Source organism: Patulibacter sp. SYSU D01012 (genome assembly GCF_017916475.1).
In the GTDB taxonomy this organism is placed as follows: Bacteria; Actinomycetota; Thermoleophilia; order Solirubrobacterales; family Solirubrobacteraceae; genus Patulibacter.
Genome location: NZ_JAFMTB010000001.1, coordinates 1,589,393 through 1,609,539 on the forward strand (window position 1 = coordinate 1,589,393; position 20,147 = coordinate 1,609,539).

The 20,147-nt window shown below is 74.1% G+C and carries 18 protein-coding genes; 17 read left to right on the forward strand and 1 reads right to left on the reverse strand.

Features of this window, described 5'->3' with window-relative positions; translation table 11 throughout:
• The first annotated feature begins 46 nt into the window (after nt 1-46).
• The 12 genes from J3P29_RS07360 (at nt 47) to obgE (ending at nt 14,017) form a co-directional block, all read left to right on the forward strand.
• Nucleotides 47-1,102 (forward strand): rod shape-determining protein, encoded by a 1,056-nt coding sequence (locus J3P29_RS07360; RefSeq protein WP_210492408.1) that lies wholly within the window; start codon nt 47-49, stop codon nt 1,100-1,102.
• Between the two features lie 78 nt (nt 1,103-1,180).
• Nucleotides 1,181-2,044 (forward strand): rod shape-determining protein MreC, encoded by an 864-nt coding sequence (mreC, locus tag J3P29_RS07365; RefSeq protein ID WP_210492410.1) that lies wholly within the window; start codon nt 1,181-1,183, stop codon nt 2,042-2,044.
• Nucleotides 2,041-2,688: a rod shape-determining protein MreD gene (gene mreD, locus J3P29_RS07370; protein WP_210492411.1), complete on the forward strand. Its 648-nt coding sequence runs from the start codon at nt 2,041-2,043 to the stop codon at nt 2,686-2,688. The genes mreC and mreD overlap by 4 nt, the downstream gene beginning before the upstream one ends.
• Nucleotides 2,685-4,925 carry a penicillin-binding transpeptidase domain-containing protein gene (locus J3P29_RS07375; protein ID WP_210492412.1) on the forward strand — a complete coding sequence of 747 codons (2,241 nt, stop codon included), beginning with the start codon at nt 2,685-2,687 and terminating at the stop codon, nt 4,923-4,925. The genes mreD and J3P29_RS07375 overlap by 4 nt, the downstream gene beginning before the upstream one ends.
• Entirely contained in the window at nt 4,925-6,124 is a 1,200-nt protein-coding gene (locus J3P29_RS07380) for an FtsW/RodA/SpoVE family cell cycle protein (protein WP_210492413.1), read from the forward strand. Before J3P29_RS07375 ends, J3P29_RS07380 begins: the two co-directional genes overlap by 1 nt.
• Nucleotides 6,125-6,149: 25 nt before the next feature.
• Nucleotides 6,150-8,795 carry an Rne/Rng family ribonuclease gene (locus J3P29_RS07385; protein WP_349239777.1) on the forward strand — a complete coding sequence of 882 codons (2,646 nt, stop codon included), beginning with the start codon at nt 6,150-6,152 and terminating at the stop codon, nt 8,793-8,795.
• An 8-nt stretch (nt 8,796-8,803) separates the two neighbouring features.
• The gene (gene rplU / locus J3P29_RS07390) at nt 8,804-9,109 is read left to right on the forward strand and encodes a 50S ribosomal protein L21 (RefSeq protein ID WP_210492414.1); all 306 of its coding nucleotides are present in this window, start codon (nt 8,804-8,806) and stop codon (nt 9,107-9,109) included.
• Between the two features lie 30 nt (nt 9,110-9,139).
• Entirely contained in the window at nt 9,140-9,418 is a 279-nt protein-coding gene (rpmA, locus tag J3P29_RS07395; protein ID WP_210492415.1) for a 50S ribosomal protein L27, read from the forward strand.
• A 372-nt stretch (nt 9,419-9,790) separates the two neighbouring features.
• On the forward strand, nt 9,791-10,174 hold the full coding sequence (locus J3P29_RS07400) for a hypothetical protein (protein WP_210492416.1): 384 nt from the start codon (nt 9,791-9,793) through the stop codon (nt 10,172-10,174).
• Nucleotides 10,175-11,004: 830 nt separating this feature from the next.
• Entirely contained in the window at nt 11,005-11,487 is a 483-nt protein-coding gene (locus tag J3P29_RS19765; protein ID WP_246851439.1) for an endonuclease domain-containing protein, read from the forward strand.
• A gap of 422 nt (nt 11,488-11,909) precedes the next feature.
• Nucleotides 11,910-12,599 carry an SDR family oxidoreductase gene (locus tag J3P29_RS07410; RefSeq protein ID WP_210492419.1) on the forward strand — a complete coding sequence of 230 codons (690 nt, stop codon included), beginning with the start codon at nt 11,910-11,912 and terminating at the stop codon, nt 12,597-12,599.
• Nucleotides 12,600-12,676: 77 nt separating this feature from the next.
• Nucleotides 12,677-14,017, forward strand: a complete 1,341-nt coding sequence (gene obgE, locus J3P29_RS07415) for a GTPase ObgE (protein WP_210492420.1) — start codon at nt 12,677-12,679, stop codon at nt 14,015-14,017.
• 205 nt (nt 14,018-14,222) lie between these two features.
• Here obgE and J3P29_RS07420 read toward each other — a convergent pair whose 3' ends face one another.
• A complete protein-coding gene (locus J3P29_RS07420; protein WP_210492421.1) occupies nt 14,223-15,086 on the reverse strand; it encodes an IclR family transcriptional regulator in 864 nt (287 codons plus the stop codon).
• Between the two features lie 147 nt (nt 15,087-15,233).
• Between J3P29_RS07420 and J3P29_RS07425 the strand changes: the two genes are divergently transcribed.
• The 5 genes from J3P29_RS07425 (at nt 15,234) to proB (ending at nt 20,093) form a co-directional block, all read left to right on the forward strand.
• Nucleotides 15,234-15,902 (forward strand): ABC transporter permease, encoded by a 669-nt coding sequence (locus J3P29_RS07425; protein ID WP_349239778.1) that lies wholly within the window; start codon nt 15,234-15,236, stop codon nt 15,900-15,902.
• Nucleotides 15,895-17,217 (forward strand): betaine/proline/choline family ABC transporter ATP-binding protein, encoded by a 1,323-nt coding sequence (locus tag J3P29_RS07430; RefSeq protein WP_210492422.1) that lies wholly within the window; start codon nt 15,895-15,897, stop codon nt 17,215-17,217. The genes J3P29_RS07425 and J3P29_RS07430 overlap by 8 nt, the downstream gene beginning before the upstream one ends.
• Nucleotides 17,214-17,984, forward strand: a complete 771-nt coding sequence (locus J3P29_RS07435; protein WP_210492424.1) for an ABC transporter permease — start codon at nt 17,214-17,216, stop codon at nt 17,982-17,984. Before J3P29_RS07430 ends, J3P29_RS07435 begins: the two co-directional genes overlap by 4 nt.
• Nucleotides 17,981-18,922, forward strand: a complete 942-nt coding sequence (locus J3P29_RS07440; protein WP_210492425.1) for a glycine betaine ABC transporter substrate-binding protein — start codon at nt 17,981-17,983, stop codon at nt 18,920-18,922. The genes J3P29_RS07435 and J3P29_RS07440 overlap by 4 nt, the downstream gene beginning before the upstream one ends.
• A gap of 76 nt (nt 18,923-18,998) precedes the next feature.
• The gene (gene proB, locus J3P29_RS07445) at nt 18,999-20,093 is read left to right on the forward strand and encodes a glutamate 5-kinase (RefSeq protein WP_210492426.1); all 1,095 of its coding nucleotides are present in this window, start codon (nt 18,999-19,001) and stop codon (nt 20,091-20,093) included.
• The last annotated feature ends 54 nt before the right edge of the window (nt 20,094-20,147 follow it).

A 20,147-nucleotide genomic window follows, 5' to 3' on the forward strand; every position in this document is an offset into this window, starting at 1 on the left:
CGCCGCGTCGGCCACTCGCCACCGTCCTCGGGAGCCCCCCGCCTGCATGAGCATCTTCAGCTACCTCACCGGGATCGGCAGCCGCGACATGGCGGTCGACCTGGGCACCGCCAACACCCTCGTCTACGTGCGGGGCCGCGGCATCGTCCTGTCGGAGCCGTCCGTCGTGGCCATCGACTCCCGTTCGGGCGAGGTGCACGCCGTCGGGATCGAGGCCAAGCGCATGCTCGGCCGCACCCCCGGCACGATCCAGGCCATCCGCCCGCTGAAGGACGGCGTCATCGCCGACTTCGACGTGACGGAGGAGATGATCCGGCACTTCATCCAGAAGGCGCACCAGAACCGCTTCGCGCACCCGCGGATCGTCGTCTGCGTGCCCTCCGGCGTCACCGGCGTCGAGAAGCGCGCGGTCGAGGAGGCCTCCATCTCGGCGGGCGCCCGCCAGGCGTACCTGATCGAGGAGCCGATGGCCGCGGCCATCGGCGCCGGCCTGCCCGTCGCCGAGCCGACGGGGTCGATGGTCGTCGACATCGGCGGCGGCACGAGCGAGGTCGCGGTGATCTCGCTCGGCGGCATCGTCGTCTCGCAGTCGGTCCGCATCGGCGGCGACGAGTTCGACGAGGCGATCGTCCAGTACGCCAAGCGCGAGTACAAGCTGCTCATCGGCACCCAGATGGCCGAGGACGTCAAGCTCGAGATCGGCTCGGCGTACCCCATGGCCGAGGAGATCCAGACCGAGATCCGCGGCCGCGACATGGTGTCCGGCCTGCCGAAGACGGTCGTCATCACCTCGGAGGAGGTGCGGCACGCGCTCGAGGAGCCCGTGTCGACGATCATCGACGCCGTCAAGGAGACGCTCGACCGCACGCCGCCGGAGCTCTCCTCCGACATCATGGATCGTGGCATCATGCTTGCGGGTGGCGGATCGCTGCTGCGGGGGCTCGACGAGCGCCTGCGCGAGGAGACGCAGATGCCCGCGCACCTGGCGGAGTCCCCGCTGACGTGCGTCGCGGTCGGCTCCGGCCGCTCGCTCGAGGAGTTCGAGGTCATCCACCGGATGCACCGCGGCAACTCGCGCAACGGCCGTCGCCGCCGCTACTAGTCCCGCCGTCGGCTCCCCCCGCCGCGCGCACCCCCGGCCTCCGCGCCGCACCCCGAACCCGTCCCGCTCCGCCGATCCGTGATCGATCCCGCCGCCCGCCGCCGTCGCCGCATGGTGCTCGCCGCCCTCGTGGTGGTGTGCCTGGTGCTCGTGACCGCCGGGTTCGGAGCGAGCGGCGGCGCGTCGGGCGGGCCGCTCGGGGCGCTCAACGAGGGCGCGTCGAAGATCTTCAAGCCCGTGCGCGACCTCGTGCACTGGGTCGGGGACACCGCGGACGCCAAGGGGCAGAACGAGGACCTGCGCCGCGAGGTGGCCGGCCTGCGCACGCGGATCACCGGCCTGCAGGCGGACGTCCGCCGCACGCCGAAGATGGCGGCGCTGCAGAAGCTCGACAGGGACGCCGCGCTGGAGACGGCCGCGCCCGTGGCCGCGAACGTCATCGGCCAGTCGCCGACCGCGTGGGCGAGCACGATCGTCATCGACAAGGGCACCGGCGACGGCATCGAGACCGACCAGGCCGTCGTCGGCTCGGACGGCAAGGGCGCCGGGCTCGTCGGCTTCGTCACGTCCGCCCGCCCCGGCAGCGCCACCGTCTCGCTGCTGCCCACGCCGGGGATGGCCGTCGGCGCCCGGCTCGACGGCGCCGACCCCGTGCTCACCGTCCTCGGCGCCGGCGCCGGCGCGCGGGACGACCTCGAGCTCTGGTACGCCAGCTCGAGCGTCCGCATCCGCAAGGGCGCGCTCGTCACGACGTCCGGCACCACCAAGGGCGGGCAGAGCACCCCCTCCAAGGCCCCGGCGAACCTGCCGATCGGCCGCATCACGCGCGTCTCGAAGCCGCAGACCGACGACCAGATCGGGCACCTGAAGCCGCTCGTCGACCTGCGCAAGCTCGAGATCGTGCAGGTCCTGACCCGCGGCGCGAGCCCGTCGTCGCGATGACGCCGCGCGTCTCCGGCGGCCGGTCGCGGTCCCGCGCGCGCCGCCGCTCGCTCCTGCCGGACCACGCGGCCCTGGGGCCGGCGCCCGCGCTGCGCCTGGGTCTGCTGGGGCTGGTGGTCGTGCTGGTGCAGCTGGCGTTCTTCGCCCGCGTGTCGTTCCTGGGGATGCAGCTCGACCTGGCGCTGCTCAGCCTGCTGATGGTCGGCCTGCTCGCCGGCCCGCTGCACGGGGCCGCCTACGGCTTCGGCGTCGGGCTGCTCATCGACGTCATGGCCGGCGGCCAGCTGGGGCTGACGCCGCTCGTCTACGTCCTGTCGGGGTACGCCGTGGGCCGCCTGGGCGAGCTGCGGGACCCGGAGTCGAGCCTGGTCCCGCTCGTGGTCGGCCTGTTCGGCACGATCGCCGTGCTGGCGCTCTACGGGGTCATCGAGCTGCTGCTGACGCAGGGCACGCGCGTGAGCTCGCAGATGGTCGGCGTCGTCGCCGGGAACGCGCTCATCGACGCCCTGCTGTCCGTGCCCGTGCATAATCGGATCAAGCGCTGGCTGCTCCCGATGCTTCCCGAGGAGGCGCGCCGCCGGCGGCGCCGCCGCACCTACGGTCGGCGCACACCGTCGTCCGACATCGACGTGCGCATCCGATGAGCTCCCGTGATCGCAGGACACCGACCCCGCAGCTCGCGCTCCGCGTGGCGGCGTTCGGCATCGTCGCGTTCGGGGTCTTCGCGGTGCTCTTCCTGCGGCTGTGGTTCCTGCAGATCCTCCAGGGCGACGAGTACCGCGCCCAGGCGCAGGAGAACCGGGCGCGCGTCGTCCGCATCGCCGCGCCGCGCGGGACGATCGTCGACCGCAACGGGAAGGCCGGCGGCGAGGGCACCCTCGTCGACAACAAGATCTCCACCGTCGTCTCGCTCTCGGCCGACGCGATCCCGCCCGAGGACGTCTCGCGCATCAGCGAATGGGGCCAGCAGCGCTCGAAGTGGGAGGCGAAGGTCGCGGACCTCGTCGACCAGCTCATGGAGCCGCGCACGAAGGCGCAGCGCCGCCGCTACTCGCGCGAGTCGGCCGAGGCGACGGACCGTCGGCGGGCCCGGGCCCAGCGCGAGGCCGAGGCGCGGCTGAAGGACCAGCGCAACCCGAACCTGTACGTCTCGAAGGACGCCTCGCCCGGCCTGGTCCGCCAGCTCGAGAACGCGAGCGAGCTGCTGAAGGTCTCGCCGAAGCGCCTGTACCAGCGGGTGGTGGCGAGCATCGTCCAGCTGCCCTACGCCTCGGTCCCGCTCAAGACGCAGAACGTGCCCGCCGCGGTCCGCAACTACGTGCTCGAGAACCCCGCGAAGTTCCCGGGGATCACCGTCACGAAGGAGTACCTGCGGCAGTACCCCGAGAAGGACGTCGCGGCCCAGATCTTCGGCCAGGTCGGCCAGATCTCGGAGGACGAGCTGAAGGAGCCGAAGTACCGCGGCCTGCAGCAGGGGCAGCGGATCGGCAAGAGCGGCCTGGAGTACGAGTACGACTCGTACCTGCGTGGGCAGGACGGCGAGCAGCGGATCGAGGTCAACGCGGCCAACCAGCCGACGGGCCGCGTCACCGAGACGCCGGCCAAGACCGGCGACCGCCTGCGCCTGACCCTCGACGGCCGGCTGACGAAGGTCGGCCAGTGGGCGATGCGCTCGCAGGTCGGCCGCCGGATCGACGACAAGACGAACAAGCGCGCCGGCGGCGCCTTCGTCGCGCTCGACCCGCGCAACGGCGACGTGCTGGCCATGGGCTCGTACCCGTCGCTGGATCCGGGCGTGTTCGAGCGGATCAGCCCGGCGAAGCTCAAGCGGCTGACGAGCGAGCGCAACGGCGCGCCGATGTTCAACCGCGCGATCCAGTCCGGCTATCCCGCCGCGTCGACCTTCAAGCTCGTCACCGCCGCGGCCGGTCTGGCGTCGGGCGACATCGACCTGAACACCGTCCAGGGCGCGGGCGTCTGCGTCACCTACGGCGCCGCGCAGCAGAAGTTCTGCAACGCCGGGATGGTCGACCACGGCGCGCAGAACGTCACGGACGCCCTGACGGTCTCGTCCGACACGTTCTTCTACGAGATCGGCTGGGACCTGTTCACGTACCCCAACCAGCCGCTGCAGCGCTGGGCGCGGCTCTTCGGCTTCCAGCACCGGACGGGCATCGACCTGCCGAACGAGAACCCCGGCGTGGTCCCTGACCAGGCGTGGCGCAAGAGCCGCGACGCGGCGGAGGAGAAGTGCCGGCGCGAGGAGAAGCGCGCGTCGTGCGGGCTCGTCGCGGCCATCGGCGAGCCGTACCAGCGCGGCAACAACGTCAACCTGGCCGTCGGCCAGGGCGACCTGCAGATCACGCCGCTGCAGCTCGCCAACGCCTACGCCGGCCTGTACGACCCGCCGGGCGAGGTGCGCGAGAACCTGCACTTCCCGACGCCGCACCTGGCGCAGCAGGTCGAGACGCCGGACGGCGTGCTCCTGCAGTCGTTCGAGAGCCGCAAGGGCTCGCGCACGGTCGAGTTCCCGACCGAGTTCAAGCAGGCCATCAAGAAGGGCCTGGCGGGCGTGACGACGGCCGGCACCGCGGCCGATGTCTTCCGAGGGTGGGACCAGTCGGCGTACCCGGTGATGGGCAAGACCGGCACCGCCGAGCGCTGCGACAAGTCCACCGGCACCGCGTGCCGCGACCAGGGCTGGTTCGTCGGCATGGTCGAGGACCCCGAGCGCCCCATCGTCGTCGTCGCGACCGTCGAGGACGGCGGCTTCGGCTCGGCCTCCGCCGCGCCGGTCGTCTGCAAGATGCTGCGCACGTGGTACGACCAGTCCGCAGCGCAGGCGCCCTGCCAGCCGGGCGCGAGCGGCGGGGTCGACTGATGGCCAGCCCGCGCTCCGCGACCCCCCTGGGCATGCGCGTGCCGCGTCGCCGGCGCAGCGCCGCGGACGTCGTCGACGTCCGCCTGCCCTTCGACCCGATCCTGGCGCTCGCCGCGATCGGGCTGTCCATCTGCTCCGTGGTCGCCGTCGGCGGCGCGACGGAAGGCTCGTCCTTCCTCGTGCGCCAGGCGATCTACGCCACGCTCGGCGTCGGCATCGCCGCCGTCGTGTCCCGCCTCGACTACGCGCGGTGGGCCCGCGTCCGGTGGCCGATCTACGGCTTCATGGTCGCGTCCATCGTCGCGGTCGCCATCTTCGGCAACCCGGTCAACGGCTCCACGCTGTCGATCCAGCTGCCGTTCTTCAGCTTCCAGGCGTCCGAGCTCGGCAAGGTGCTCGCCGCCGTGGTGGCGGCCGGCTTCATCGTCGACCGCCGCCATGCCTCCGACCGGTGGTCCACCACCGCGGGGGTGCTGCTGCTCGTGCTGCTGCCGGCCGCGCTCACGCGCGACTTCGGCACCAGCCTCGTCTACGCGGCGATCGCCGCGGGCGTGCTCGTCATCGGCGGCGCGCCCGGCCGGCACCTGGCGGTGCTGGGCGTGAGCGCCGTCGTCGTCATCGTCGGCGTCCTGGGCGTCCTGCCCGCCGCCGGCGTCGACGTCCTCAAGCCGTACCAGGTGGACCGTCTGACGGCGTTCCTCAACCCGAACGCCCCGGACGACGCCGGCGGCATCGACCCCACCTACCAGCTGCGCCAGGCCAAGATCGCGGTCGGCTCGGGCGGCAAGACGGGGCGCGGCGACGAGGCGACGCAGCAGAAGCTCGACTACCTGCCGGAGAGCCAGACCGACTTCATCTTCGCGTCGGCCGGCGAACGCTTCGGCTTCGTGGGAGTGGCCGCGATCCTCTCCCTGTACGCCCTGATCATGTGGCGCGGATTGCGCATCCTCTCGACCGCCCGGGACTTCTTCGGCGCCGTGCTGGCCGCAGGCCTGCTCGCGATGCTGCTGTTCCAGGTGCTGGTCAACGCGGGGATGAACGTCGGCATCATGCCGATCACCGGCATCCCGCTGCCCCTCGTGAGCTACGGCGGATCCTCCGTGCTGTCCACCTACCTGGGGATCGGCCTGCTTCAGGCGATCTACGCCCAGGGTCGGGCGGCGGCGCGACGAGGTCCGACCGTGGACAGAACCGACTGAGGTCACCGTGAGAAAACAGGTCCTCGTGAGCGTCGACCGGGGAGAGACCCGCGTCGCGCTCCTGGAGTCCACCGATCCCGCCGAGGGCGGGAAGGGCGGCTCCGCCAACACGGCATCGAGCAACGCCGGCGGCGAGAGCACCGGCGGTCGCCGGCGTCGCCGCGGCCGCGGCCGCAAGAGCCCCGCCGCGGGCTACCGCGTCGCCGAGCTGTACTTCGAGCGCCGCTCGAACCGCTCGATCGTCGGCAACGTCTACAAGGGGCGCGTCGACAACGTGCTCCCGGGCCTGGAGGCGGCGTTCGTCGACATCGGGCTCGAGAAGAACGCCTTCCTCCACGTCGACGAGATCCGCCTGCCGGGCGTCAAGATCGCCCGGCGCGGACACGGCGACGGCTCGACGCGCATCTCCGACCTGATCAAGCCCGGCGACGAGCTCGTCGTGCAGGTCACGAAGGACCCGCTCAAGACGAAGGGCGCGCGGGTCACGATGGACCTGACCATCGCGGGCCGCTACCTCGTCTACGCGCCGAAGGGCGAGGGCGTCGGCGTGTCGAAGAAGATCGACGACGCGGAGCGCAACCGCCTGCGCAAGGAGGTCAAGGACCTCGAGCTGCACGGCGGCGGCGCCATCGTCCGCACCGCCGCCCGCGGCGCCGTCCGCGAGGACTTCGAGCGCGAGCTGCCGTACCTCTTCAAGCTCAACGAGGTCCTCGAGCAGCGCGCCGCCGAGCTGAAGGCGCCGTGCATGGTCTTCCAGGAGGCCGACCTCTCCGTCCGCGTCGTCCGCGACATCTTCTCGGCCGAGTTCGAGAAGGCGATCGTCGACGACCCGCAGCAGGTCCAGCGCCTGCGGAGCTTCTTCACCCGCACCGCCCCCGAGCTCGTCGACAAGGTCGAGCTGTGGGAGGACTCCACGCCGCTCTTCGACGCCTACGACGTCGAGAACGTCATCGACGGGCTGCTGAGCCGCCGCGTGGACCTGCCCTCGGGCGGCTACCTGATGATCGACTACGGCGAGGCGCTGACGGTCATCGACGTCAACTCCGGGTCGTTCACCGGCAAGGGCAAGCAGGCCCGTCTGGAGGACACGATCACGCGGACGAACCTCGAGGCGGCCGAGGCGGTCGTCAACGAGCTGCGCCTGCGGGACATCGGCGGCATCATCGTCATCGACTTCATCGACATGGCCCGCGCGCGCAACCAGCGCGAGGTCCTGAAGACGCTGCGCGCCAAGCTCGCCGAGGACCGGACGAAGACCTTCACCGCCGAGATCTCGAAGCTCGGCCTGGTCGAGATGACGCGCCAGAACGTCACGGAGGGCGCCCGCGAGGTCATCACCCGCGCCTGCCCGATGTGCGACGGCGACGGCGTCATCAAGTCCGAGGAGACGCTGGCGATCGAGTTCGAGCGGCGCCTGCGCGAGCTCGCCGCCCGCGCCCCCGAGCGCGCCCAGGCGTTCCTGGTCCGGATGCACCCGAGCGTCGTGACCGAGTTCACCGGCCAGAGCGCCAAGGTGCTGCACCAGCTCGAGGCCCAGACCGGCCGCTACTTCGTGTTCGAAGGCTCGGAGCGGCTGCCGCTCGACGAGTTCGAGATCGTGATGGAGGGCTCGATCGACGAGGTCCGCGAGCGCGCGATCCCGTTCGGCGAGGGCGAGGAGGTCCTCGTGCAGATCGTCGAGCCGCACATGTACAACGTCGACGACGCCGTCGCGAAGATCGGCGGCTACGTCGTCTCCGTGGCCGGCGGCGGGCCGTACGTGGGCGAGAAGAAGCTCGTGAAGATCGAGCGGGCCGGGCGCACGTCCGCGAGCGCCACGCTCGTGGGCGCCGAGCCGCCCGCGAAGGGCGGCGGCAAGAGCGGCGGCCGCTCCGGCGGTCGTGGCGGTCAGGCGGCGCGCGGGCGCGGCGGCGAGAGCCGCCGGGACGAGGCCATGGTCGACGCGGGGCCGGCGTCCGACGCGGCGGCGGCCGCCGACGCCGTCGCCGCCGACGTGGCCGTGGCTGACGCGGCCGAGCCGGCGGCGGGCGCCGGGGCCGGGGAGGGCGCCACCGCTGAGGCCCCCGGGGCCGCCGAGGCGAGCGCGCCGCCGGCCGACGACGCGGCGGACGACGCCCCGCGGTCGCGGTCGCGGCGCGGACGACGCGGGCGCAAGAGCACCGGCGACGCCCCGTCGGCACCGGACGTCGCGGACGTGGCCGTCGTGGCCGCCGCCGACGAGGGCGTGGCGGACGCGGGCACGGTCGACGCCGCGCGCGAGGCCATCGCGACGGACGCGTCCCCGGCCGGCGAGGCCGACGCGCCGCCGAAGCGCCGCCGCCGGCGCCGCACGGGCGGGGCCGACGACGTCGAGCAGGCCGCCGCCGAGGTCGCCGAGGCCGCCGACGAGCTCGTGGCGGTCGCCGACGAGGTGGCCGCCGTGGAGGCCGTCGAGGCGGGGGAGGCCGACCCGTCGACCCTGGCCGACGGCGACGAGGGCGCCGCGCCGGGGCGTCGCTCGCGGGGCCGCGGGGGTCGCGGCCGCGGGGGTGCGCAGGCACGTGCCGACGAGGACGGCGCGGATGACGTATCCTCCTCTGTCCGGCGCCGCACCCGTGGCGGGCGCCGCTCTGCCGCGTCCCCGGAGGATCCGCCTTCCGGAGCGACCGCAGAGCCCATCTCGTCCGAGTGAGCAGCCCTATGTACGCAATCGTCAAGACCGGTGGCAAGCAGTACCGCGTGGAGCAGGGCCAGGAACTCCTGGTCGAGAAGCTCGACGGGGACGCCGGTGCCTCCGTCTCGCTGGAGCCCGTCCTCGTCCGTGGTGACGCCGTCGCGATCGGCGCCGACGCGCTGAAGTCCGCGACCGTCGGCGCCACGATCGTCGAGCACACCAAGGGCCCGAAGATCCGCATCTTCAAGTACAAGCCGAAGCGCGGCTACAAGCGCACCGCGGGTCACCGCCAGCCGCTCACGCGCATCCGGATCGACTCGATCTCGGCCTGACGCCACCGTCCGAACGGAGCACCTGAACTCATGGCACACAAGAAGGGCCTCGGCTCCTCCCGCAACGGCCGCGACTCGAACTCCCAGCGCCTCGGCGTGAAGGTCTTCGGCGGCCAGGTCGTCACCGGCGGCGAGATCATCGTCCGCCAGCGCGGCACCCGCTTCAAGCCCGGCAAGGGCGTCGGCATCGGCAAGGACGACACGCTGTTCGCGAAGGACGCGGGCATCGTCGCCTTCAACCGCGGCTGGCGCGGCCGCGTCGTCACGGTGGAGCCCGCCGAGGCCCCCGAGGCGATCGCCGCCGACTGAGGCACCCCCCTCCTGCAGCGCCGCCGCCCCGTCGGGCGGCGGAACGAACGGCCCGCTTCGGCGGGCCGTTCGGCGTTTCGGGGGCGGCGCGGGGCGGACCGGGCTGCGTGCCGGGGCGGGCGGGCGCGGCGCGGTCTGCGTGCCGGGCGGGGCGGAGTGGGTGCCTGGGCCGGGTGGGCGCCGGGCGGGCCGGCCTGCGTCTTGGGGCGCGCGGGGCCCGGGCGGGGCGGCCGCGTCTCGGGACGGGTAGGGCCTGGGCGGGCTGGCCTGCGTCTTGGGGGCGGGGTGGGTCCCGGGCGGGCCGGCCGCGTCTTGGGGGCGGGCGCGGGGCGCAGGGGGTGAGGGTCGAACCCGCGGCGCTAGGGTCGGGCCATGCCGTCCGTGAGTCCCGCCAACGCCTCCCGCGCCATCGGCTTCGCGCGCATCGCCTTCGGGCTGGCCACCCTCGCCGTCCCGGCGCGCGTGGGCGCCGCGTGGATGGGCGAGGCCGGCACCACCCCGGCCGCGACCGTGGCCCTGCGCGGCCTGGCGGTCCGCGAGGCGCTCGTGGGCATGGCGCAGGCCCACACCGCCGACGACCCGGCGCGCGGCTTCCGCTGGGCGCGGACGAGCGCCTACGGCGACCTGACCGACCTGGCGGCGACGCTGGCGGTCGCGCGCGACCTGCCGCGGTCCGGCGTGATCGGGACGGCGCTCGTGGCGGCGAGCGGGGCGGCCGCGAGCTACGGGGTCAGCCGCTGGATGCGGGCGGGGTAGCGGACGGGGCGGCAGGCTCGGCAAACCCGCACCGGTGGGGCGTGTCGGTGCGGCCGGCGGCCGGCGCGCGCGTGGCCGAGGGTCGGCCGCGCGGCGGGTGCGGAGCCGGGCATGGTGCTGCGGCGCCGCGGGTCCCGCGCGGGACGGTGGCGACGGAACGTGCCGGACCACCGACGACCATCGCCGGGACGGTGTCGGAGCCGCACCGGTCCGGCGCGTTCCGGGCCGGCGATCCCGGGGCCGCCGATCCTCGGCGCATGGCCCGCGCGTTCCGTCCCGTTCAAGCCCAAGCCCGCGGTGAGAGGGGCGGATCGCGCGCTATGCGCGCGATCGGAGAACACTCGGGGGTCTGCGGGCCGCGATGGGACCAGATGCGCGGCGGGGTCCGCGTCGCCGACCTGCCGGCGGGACTCCACCAGGATCATGCGGTCGCGTGGTTCGCGGGCCAGCAGCACGGCGTCGTCAGTCGGGAGCAGCTCGGCGCATGCGGGCTGTCCAGGCACGCGATCCGGCGCCGGGTCGCTTCGGGGCGTCTGCACCGTCTCCACCCGACGGCCTTCGCGGTCGGATCGAGCGCTCCGCCGGCGGACGGACGGCGGCTGGCGGCCGTGCTGGCGTGCGGCGCCGGCACCCTCCTCAGTCACGAGAGCGCGGGCGCCCACTGGGGACTCGATGGCTGCCACACGGATGCGCTGGTCGTCACGGTCGTCGGGCGGGACGCGCGAGTGGCGGGCATCCGCACCCATCGCACCCGGGCCCTCGACTCCCAGGACGCGCGGTGGCGCGGCGTGGTTCCGCTGACGGCGCCGTCGCGTACGGTCCTCGATCTCGTGCCCTCGCGCACCGAGCCCGACATCGAGCGGCTGGTGGCGGACGTGTGGACCGCCGGCCTCGCTACGGAGGCGGACCTGCGGGCCGCCGCGGCGCGCGTCCCGCGGCGGCGCGGATCTCGTCTGCTGCTCGAGGTTCTCGACGACGGCGCCCCGCGCACCCGCTCCGAGGCGGAGCGCGTCCTGCAGGCCCTGATCCGCCGCGCCGCGCTCCCGCGTCCGCGCACGAACGTCCGGATCGCCGGCTTCGAGGTCGACGCGTACTGGCCGGACTCGCGGCTCGTCGTGGAGGTCGACTCGTGGCGCTTCCACGGGTCTCGGCGCTCCTTCGAGGCCGACCGCCGGCGCCGGTGGCGGCTGCAGGGGTCCGGCGTGCGGGTGGAGCACGTGACGTGGCGGCAGCTGACGCAGCGTCCCGAGGAGACCGTCGCCCTGCTCGCGGTGGCCATCGCGCAGGGGGCCGCCGGCACGGCGATCCGATGACCCGGGCGGGCGAGCTGGTGACCGCGCCTTGCCGCTCCCTGGCCGCCACGTCCGCGTCCTGGCGTCGGCGAGCTGGCGTGGGCGTCCTGGCGTGAGCGTCCTGGCGTGCGCGTCCTGGCGTCCGCGTCCCGGGGGGCCGGGCGTCGCGTCCCGGGGGGAGCGTCCTGGCGTGCGCGTCCCGGGCGTGCGCGTGCTGGCGTCCGGGTCCTGACCTCGGGGCCTGGCGTCCGCGTCCCGCGTCCGCGTTCCGGCGCCCCGTCTCCGCGTCCGCGTACCGGCATCGGCGTCCTGGCGCCCGCGTACCGGCGTCCGTATCCCGGCGTCCGCGGGCGCCGGCGCGCCGGCGCGGGGCCGTGACGCTCCGACGGCCCGCGACCGCCGATCCCGGCGGGTCGCCCGCCGTCCCCTGCCAGACTCGCCCCATGACCGACCGCAAGACGCTGCTCATCACCGGGGCCTCCTCCGGCATCGGCTCGGCGACCGCGCGCGCCGCCGTCGACGGGGGATGGGACGTGGTGCTCGCCGCGCGGTCGCGGGACAAGCTCGACGCGCTCGTGGGCGAGCTGGGGGAGGAGCGCGCGCTCGCGGTCACGTGCGACGTGACGGCGTTCGAGGACCAGCAGGCGGCGGTCGCCGCCGCGCAGGAGCGGTTCGGGCGGCTCGACGCCGTGTTCGCGAACGCCGGCTTCGGGGCGGCGCGCGGGTTCCGCGAGGAGACGCCCGAGCACTGGCGCGACATGGTGCTGACGAACGTCCTCGGCGCGGCGCTGACCATCCGCGCGGCGATCGACGCGATCTCGGACGCGAAGGGCCACGTGCTGCTGACCGGCTCCGTCGCCGGCCGCCGGCCGCTGCCCGGCAGCCTGTACTCGTCGACGAAGTTCGCGGTCGGCGCCATGGCGGAGTCGCTGCGGCAGGAGCTCAACGGCACCGGCGCCCGGGTCACGCTGATCGAGCCGGGGATGGTCGACACGCCGTTCTTCGAGAACGCCCCGACCATCGAGGCGCTCCGGCCGGAGGACATCGCGGGCGCCGTGATGTGGGCGCTCGGGCAGCCGCCGCACGTGGACGTCAACGACATCCTCATCCGGCCGACGGCCCAGGAGGGCTAGCCGGCCGCCGCGCGTGGGCGTCATCGCCCCGCCGCACCCCGCTGCGCCGGCCGGCGCGCACCTGCCACCATCTGCCGGTGCTCTCCGACTCCGCGCACATCTTCGTCCAGGGCGGCAACGGCGGCGACGGGTGCACCTCGTTCCGCCGCGAGGCGCACGTGCCGAAGGGCGGGCCCGACGGCGGCGACGGCGGGCGGGGCGCCAACGTCGAGCTGGTCTGCGACGACTCGCTGCGCGACCTGCAGTCGTTCTCGCGCCGCGTCCACTACAAGGCGCCACGCGGCCGCCACGGCGAGGGCGCGCTGAAGAAGGGGCACGACGGCGAGGACCTCGTCGTGAAGGTCCCGCCCGGCACCCAGGTCACCGGCCTCGACGGCGCGGTGCACGACCTGATCGTCCCCGGGCAGCGGGTCGTCGTGGCGAAGGGCGGATCCGGCGGGCGGGGCAACGCCCGGTTCGCGTCGCCGACCCGGCAGGCGCCCCGGTTCGCCGAGCGGGGCCTGCCCGGCGACGAGGGGTGGATCGACCTGCAGCTGAAGCTGCTCGCCGACGTCGGCCTGATCGGCGTCCCGAACGCCGGCAAGTCGTCGCTGATCTCACGCCTCACGCGCGCCCAGCCGAAGGTCGCCAACTACCCCTTCACGACCCTCGAGCCGGTGCTGGGCACGATCGAGGGCGAGACCCGCCAGCTCGTGCTCGCCGACATCCCCGGCCTGATCGAGGGCGCGAGCGAGGGCAAGGGGCTCGGACACGAGTTCCTGGCGCACGTCGAGCGGTGCCGCATGCTCGTCCACGTCCTCGACCTGCAGCCGCTCGACGGGACGGACCCGCTCGAGAACCACGCCACCATCGAGGCCGAGATCGCCGCGTACGACGCGCGCCTGGCCGCCCTGCCGCGCGTGCTCGTGCTGAGCAAGGCCGACCTCGTCGCCCCCGAGGTCGCCGAGGAGGCCCGCCGGGAGTGGCACGCGCGTCTGAACCCCGACGCGGGGCCGCGCGAGGAGTGGGAGGAGGCCCCGGACGACGAGGTGCCGGTCCTCGTCACGTCGAGCGCGACCGGCCAGGGGCTCGACGAGCTGCGCGCGCTGCTCCTGCGCACCGTGCCGTACCGCGGCGCGGACGAGGCGCAGCACCTCGAGCTCGCCACCCAGCCGCTCGCCGAGCACCGCGTCTACCGGCCCGTCGCCACGCGCGACTGGAACGTCGAGCAGGTGGGCGAGGGCGAGTTCCGCGTCGACGGTCCCGGGATCCTGCGGCTCATGGCGCGGCACGACCTGGAGAACGAGGAGTCGCTCGAGTACGTCGAGTCGCGCCTGCGCCGGATGGGCGTCATCGAGGCGCTCCAGAACGCCGGCTTCGAGCCCGGCGACGACGTGGAGATCGCCGGCGTCGTCTTCGAGTTCGACCCCGAGGCCTGACCCGACCGGAGAGCCTGACGCGACCGGGGGAGCCCGACCCGACCGAGGGAGCCCGACGCGGGCCCGGGCCGTGTGGCCCCACCGGGGCAGACCGACGCGGCCCCGGTCGGCCGGCCCCGACCGTCGGCGGCCGTTCGGGTGTCGTGGCGCCCTCCGGCCTCGTCCGTCGACCGGTCCGGCCCGCCGGAGCTCGTCGCGGCGGGTCCTACGTCGGGCGCCGCGGCAGCGCGCCGTCCGACGTCGGCCGGGCGCCGAGCAGGCGCGACAGCCGCACGGCGGCCGCGGCCACCCGCGGGCGGATCTCCTCGACGCGGGGCTCGAGCAGCACGCGGTCGCCGCTGACGTTCAGGGCCGCGACGCGCTCGCCGCGGAAGTCGTGCACCGGGGCCGAGACGCCGACGGCGCCCTCCTCGTGCTCCTCGCGGACGACGGCGGTGCCGGCCGCGCGGACCTCGGCCAGGACGCGGACGAGGCCGTCGAGGTCCTGCACCGCGCTGCGCGGCGCCACGCCGGCGAGCTCGGCGTCGCGGAAGCGGTCCCGCAGGGCCGACGGCGACAGGCCGGCCAGCAGCACGCGCCCCGCGCTCGTCGCGTGCGCCGGCGCGGTCTCGCCCTCCCACGCGCCCCAGGCGGTCGCCCGGGCCGGCGGGGACTCCGAGCGCAGCGTCAGCACCTCGACGCCGTGGAGCGTGCACAGGTGGACGGTCTCGTCGAGCTCGGCCGCGAGGCGCCGCAGGATGTCGGGCGCGGTGGCGAGCAGGCGCCGCTCCGCGGTGGCCGCGGCCAGCGCGTAGACCTCGAGGCCGAGCCGGTAGCGGCCCGTCGCGGGGTCGCGCTCGACGAGCCCGGTGTCGACGAGCGCGCGCAGGCTGCGGGACACCTGGCTCTTGTCGCGGCCCACGAGCGCGGCCAGCCGCACGACGCCCAGGCCGTCGCCCGAGGCGTCCGACGCCAGGCCGCGCAGCAGCTCCAGCTCCCTGCCCAGACGCGGGCCGCGCGGGCGGGACGACGGTCCCGGGGTCGCGGGCTCGTCCTCTGGCGTGGCCGGTCGGGGCACCACGTCGCTCACGTCCACCAGTGTGACGCGCGGCGCGCGTGAACGCCGTCACGGGTGCGCCGTGCACGGCGGTCCGCCCGGACCGGTGCGTCCTGCGACCCGCGGTTGTGCAATTCGACAACAGGGCATGACGTTTTCGCGTTCGTTAGGTTGTATGAAGTGACCGCGCCACCCCTCGCGTCGACCGTGTTCAAGTACGTCGGCGACAACTTCGACTCGATCCTCCAGCTCGCCTGGGGGCACGTCTGGGTGGTCGCGCTCTCGATCGCGATCGCCACGGTGATCGGGGTCGCGCTGGGTGTGGCGACGTACCGCTCACCCGCCGCGTCCGGCGTCGTGCTGTGGATCGCGTCGCTGCTGCTGACGTTTCCGGCGTTCGCCCTGCTGGGCGTGCTGCTGGCGATCATGGGCCTGGGCGTGCAGCCCGTCGTCGTGGCGCTCGTGCTCTACGCGCTGCTGCCGATCGTGCGCAACACGATCGTCGGCCTGCGCGGCGTGGACGCCATGGTGCTCGACAGCGCCCGCGGCCTCGGCATGAGCACCGTCCGGCGCCTGATCCGCGTCGAGCTGCCGATCGCCTGGCCGGTCATCCTGGCCGGCCTGCGCACCGCCACGCAGCTCGTCGTCGGCATCGCCGCGATCGCCGCGTACGTCAACGGCCCGGGCCTTGGCCGCTTCATCTTCTCCGGGCTCTCGCAGCTCGGCGGCGCGAACGCCACGAACCAGGTCGTCGTCGGCACCGTCGGCGTCATCGTCATCGCGCTGGTCTTCGACGCGCTCCTCGCGCTCGTCGGCCGCGCCACCGTCTCGAAGGGGATCCGTGCCTGAACCGACCGCCACCCAGCCCGCCGCGTCGTCCCTGCGGGACGCCATGGCCTCGGGCGACGCCGTCTCGATCGAGCTGCGGAACGTCACGAAGCGGTACCCCGGGGCGCCCGCCCCGGCGGTGGAGGACTTCTCGCTGACGATCCCCGCCGGCGAGATCGTCGTCTTCGTCGGCCCGTCCGGCTGCGGCAAGACGACGACGATGCGGATGATCAACCGCCTCGTCCGGCCGACGGGCGGCCAGATCCTGATCGGCGGCAAGGACACCGCCGAGATGAAGACGGACGTGCTGCGCCGGCACATCGGCTACGTCGTCCAGCAGGCCGGGCTGCTGCCCCACCTGACGATCCGGCAGAACATCGAGACCGTCCCGCGCCTGCTCGGCTGGAAGCGCGAGCGGATCGCGGCGCGGACGAGCGAGCTGTTCGAGCTCGTCGGCCTGCCCGAGGACGAGTTCGCGACCCGCTACCCGCGCGAGCTCTCCGGCGGCCAGCAGCAGCGCGTCGGCGTGGCCCGCGCGCTCGCGGCCGACCCGCCGATCCTGCTCATGGACGAGCCGTTCGGCGCGCTCGACCCGATCACCCGCGACCGCCTGCAGTCCGAGCTGCTGAAGATCCAGCGGCGCGTGCGCAAGACGATCGTCTTCGTCACGCACGACATCGACGAGGCGATCAAGCTCGGCGACCGCGTCGTCGTGCTGCAGGAGCGCTCGCGCATCGCGCAGCAGGGCGCGCCGGACGAGATCCTGGCCGACCCCGCCAACCGCTACGTCCGCTCGTTCATCGGCGGCGGCGCCGCGGTCAAGCGCCTGCACCTCGTGCGCGTGGAGGACCTGGAGCTGGAGCGCTACCCGGCGTTCACCCAGCCCGACGGCTACGACGCCATCATCCGCCAGCTCGACGCGTCCGGCTACGACTACGCGCTGCTGCTCGACGGCGCCAAGCGCCCGCAGCGCTGGCTGCACCGCGAGGAGCTCGCCGAGCGTCCCGGCCGTCCCGATCTGGAGGGCCAGCCCGTCTCGGGCGTCGTCATGGCGACCACCACGCTGCACGACGCGATGGACGAGATGCTGTCCTCCGGCACCGGCGTCGTGCCCGCGGTCGACGACCGCGGCGCCTACATCGGCGCGGTCCGCCTGGACCAGGTGACCGACGCGCTCGAGGAGACGCACGTGCGGCCCGTCGCCGAGCAGCCCGACGCCGCGCCCGTCCGCACCGTCGCCGAGATCACCGGCGAGATCGACGGTCGCGAGATCCGCGCCGCGCTCGACCGCCAGGAGGCGGAGCGGCGCGAGGCCGAGGAGGGCGCGGAGGCGTGACCCGACGCAACCTCAGCCTGCTCGTCACGCCGCTCGTCGTGGTCGTGGCGCTCGTCGGGACCTACGTGCTCGTCGGCAAGCAGACCGATCCGCTGACCGTGTCCGCGCTCGCGGGCGACGGCGCCGACAGCGCGCACGCGTTCGACGGCAACGTCCGCAGCGCGATCGTCGAGCACCTGAAGATCGTCGCGATCTCGGCCCTCGCCGTGCTCGCGATCGGCGTGCCCCTCGGCGTGCTCCTCACCCGGACGCGCATCCGCATCGTCTCGATCGTCGTCAACGCGCTCTTCAGCGCCGGCCAGGCCGCGCCGGTCATCGGCGTTCTGGTGCTGCTCACCGTCGTCTTCGGCCTGAAGTCGTGGGTGCCCTACGTCGGCCTCGTGCTCTACAGCGTCCTGCCGGTGATGCGCAACACCTACGAGGGCCTGCGCAACGTCGACCCGGCCCTCGTCGACGCGGCGCGGGGTCAGGGCTTCTCGCGCGCGCAGGTGCTCGGCCGGGTCGAGCTGCCGCTCGCCGTCCCGATCATCCTGGCGGGCGTGCGCACGTCGCTCGTGCTGCTCGTGGGCACCGCGACGCTCGCGACGTTCGTCAACGCGGGCGGTCTGGGGGACATCATCAACGACGGGATCAAGAACCAGCGCGACTCCGTCCTGCTCACGGGCGCCGTGCTCGCCGCGGCCCTGGCCGTGACGATCGACTGGCTGGCCGGGATCGCGGAGCGGTCGCTCAGCCCGCGTGGCCTGCGAACGGGGGAGACGGCATGAGGCGCGTGCTCCCGCTCGTGGCCGCGGCGGCGTTCGGGGCCTCGGCCCTGGCCGGCTGCGGCGCGCAGTACAGCGGCGGCGGCGACGGGCCGCTGAAGGGGGCGAAGATCGCCTTCGGGTCCAAGGACTTCACCGAGCAGAAGGTGCTCGGCCAGATCGCCGTCCAATACCTGCGGTCGCAGGGCGCCGACGTCTGGGACCAGACGGGTCTGGTCTCGTCGCAGGCGGTCCGCAGCTCGATCGAGCGCGGCGACATCAACGCGAACTGGGAGTACACCGGCACCGCCTGGATCACGTACCTGGGCCACGCCGACCCGATCGCCGACACGGAGAAGCAGTTCCGGGCGGTGAAGGAGGAGGACGCGCGCAAGAACGACCTCGCCTGGATCGACCCGGCGCCGCTGAACAACACCTACGCGTTCGCGATCAAGCGCGCGAAGGCGGAGGAGCTCGGCATCACGAAGCTCGGCGATCTGAAGGCCCTGATCGCGAGCCCGAAGGGCAAGGGCCTGACGTTCTGCGTCGAGTCGGAGTTCGCCAACCGCCCCGACGGTCTCCCGGGCCTGCAGAAGAAGTACGGCCTGCGGATCCCGAAGGACCGCATCAAGCGCCTCGACACGGGCCTGATCTACTCGCAGACCGGCAACGGGACCTGCACGTTCGGCGAGGTCTTCACCACCGACGGCCGCGTCGAGGGCCTCGACCTGCTGCCGCTCCAGGACGATCGGAAGTTCTTCCCGATCTACCAGGCGGCGCTGAACCTCCGCGGCGACCTGCTGAAGGAGTACCCGCAGATCGAGCGGGTCATGAAGCCCGTCGCGGACAAGCTGACGACGCGCGAGATGCAGCGCCTGAACGCGCGCGTCGACATCGAGGGCGTCCTGCCGGACAAGGTCGCGCGCGAGTGGCTGCGCGACGAGGGGTTCGTCAAGGACTAGCCCCGCCGGGCCGTGGCCGTCGCCCCGCGCGGCGGACGGCGTCCTCCGGCGCCGCCGGACTACGCTGGGGCGCGAGATGTCCCTGACCGTCATCAAGCTGGGGTCGAGCGTCGTCGTCGACGAGGACGGCGCCCTGCGCCGCGACTCGCTCGCGTCGCTCGTCGCGACCCTGGCGGTCCGGCACGGCGCGGGCGAGCGCTTCGTGCTCGTGTCGAGCGGCGCCATAGCCCGCGGCGTCCGCGAGCTGGGCCTCGCCGCCCGGCCGACCACGATGGACGCCCTGCAGGCGGCGAGCGCGGTCGGGCAGGGCCGGCTCTTCCGCGACTGGGACGACCTGTTCGCGGCGGAGGGCCGGACGGCGGCGCAGGTGCTGCTGACCCGCTACGACCTGGGGGACCGCGAGGCGTTCGTCAACGCCCGTCGCACGCTGCACCGCCTGGTCGAGCTGGGCGCCGTGCCCGTCATCAACGAGAACGACACGACGACGACCGAGGAGATCTCGTTCGGCGACAACGACCTGCTCGCCGCGCAGATCGCGATGCTCCTCGGGGCGGACCGGCTGGTCCTGCTGACCTCGACGGACGGGCTGTTCACCGCCGACCCGCGGCGCGACCCCGACGCCCGGCTCGTGGACGAGGTGCGCGACGTGGAGCAGGCGCTGGCCGACCACGACGTCGGCACGACGACGTCGTCGCTCGGCACCGGGGGGATGCGGTCGAAGGCCCTGGCGGCCGACATGGCCGCCGCCGCCGGCATCCCGACCGTCGTCGCGAACGGGCTGCGCCCCGACGCCATCCGCCGGGTGCTGGCGGGCGAGGCGGAGGGGACGCGGTTCGTCGCGGGGGACGCCCGCTGGTCGAGCTTCAAGCTGTGGCTGCGCTACGCCCGCCCGTCGCGCGGGACGATCGAGATCGACGCGGGCGCCCGCCGCGCGCTGACCGCCGAGGACACCTCGCTGCTGCCCGTGGGCGTCGTCGGGGTGACCGGGGACTTCAAGGCCGGGGACGCGGTCGAGATCCGCTGCGCGGGCGAGGCCGTCGCGAAGGGCATCAGCGGCTACGCGTCCGGAGCGCTGCGTCGCGTGGCCGGCGAGCGGACGGCGCGGGTGCGCGAGCTGCTGCCGACGGCGCCCGAGGAGGCGGTCCACCGCGACCGCCTCGTCCTGCTGTAGGGCCGGCACGGAACCGCTCGGCGCGCCGGCCGCCCGCACGCGCGCCGGCCGTCG

Excerpts from the sequence above, each read along its gene's own strand:
- rpmA (WP_210492415.1), top strand. The coding sequence starts at position 9,140 with ATGGCACACAAGAAGGGCCTCGGCTCCTCCCGCAACGGCCGCGACTCG.
- J3P29_RS07375 (WP_210492412.1), top strand. The coding sequence starts at position 2,685 with ATGAGCTCCCGTGATCGCAGGACACCGACCCCGCAGCTCGCGCTCCGC.
- J3P29_RS07400 (WP_210492416.1), top strand. The coding sequence starts at position 9,791 with ATGCCGTCCGTGAGTCCCGCCAACGCCTCCCGCGCCATCGGCTTCGCG.
- J3P29_RS07440 (WP_210492425.1), top strand. The coding sequence starts at position 17,981 with ATGAGGCGCGTGCTCCCGCTCGTGGCCGCGGCGGCGTTCGGGGCCTCG.
- J3P29_RS07410 (WP_210492419.1), top strand. The coding sequence starts at position 11,910 with ATGACCGACCGCAAGACGCTGCTCATCACCGGGGCCTCCTCCGGCATC.
- J3P29_RS07380 (WP_210492413.1), top strand. The coding sequence starts at position 4,925 with ATGGCCAGCCCGCGCTCCGCGACCCCCCTGGGCATGCGCGTGCCGCGT.
- J3P29_RS07360 (WP_210492408.1), top strand. The coding sequence starts at position 47 with ATGAGCATCTTCAGCTACCTCACCGGGATCGGCAGCCGCGACATGGCG.
- proB (WP_210492426.1), top strand. The coding sequence starts at position 18,999 with ATGTCCCTGACCGTCATCAAGCTGGGGTCGAGCGTCGTCGTCGACGAG.
- mreD (WP_210492411.1), top strand. The coding sequence starts at position 2,041 with ATGACGCCGCGCGTCTCCGGCGGCCGGTCGCGGTCCCGCGCGCGCCGC.
- rplU (WP_210492414.1), top strand. The coding sequence starts at position 8,804 with ATGTACGCAATCGTCAAGACCGGTGGCAAGCAGTACCGCGTGGAGCAG.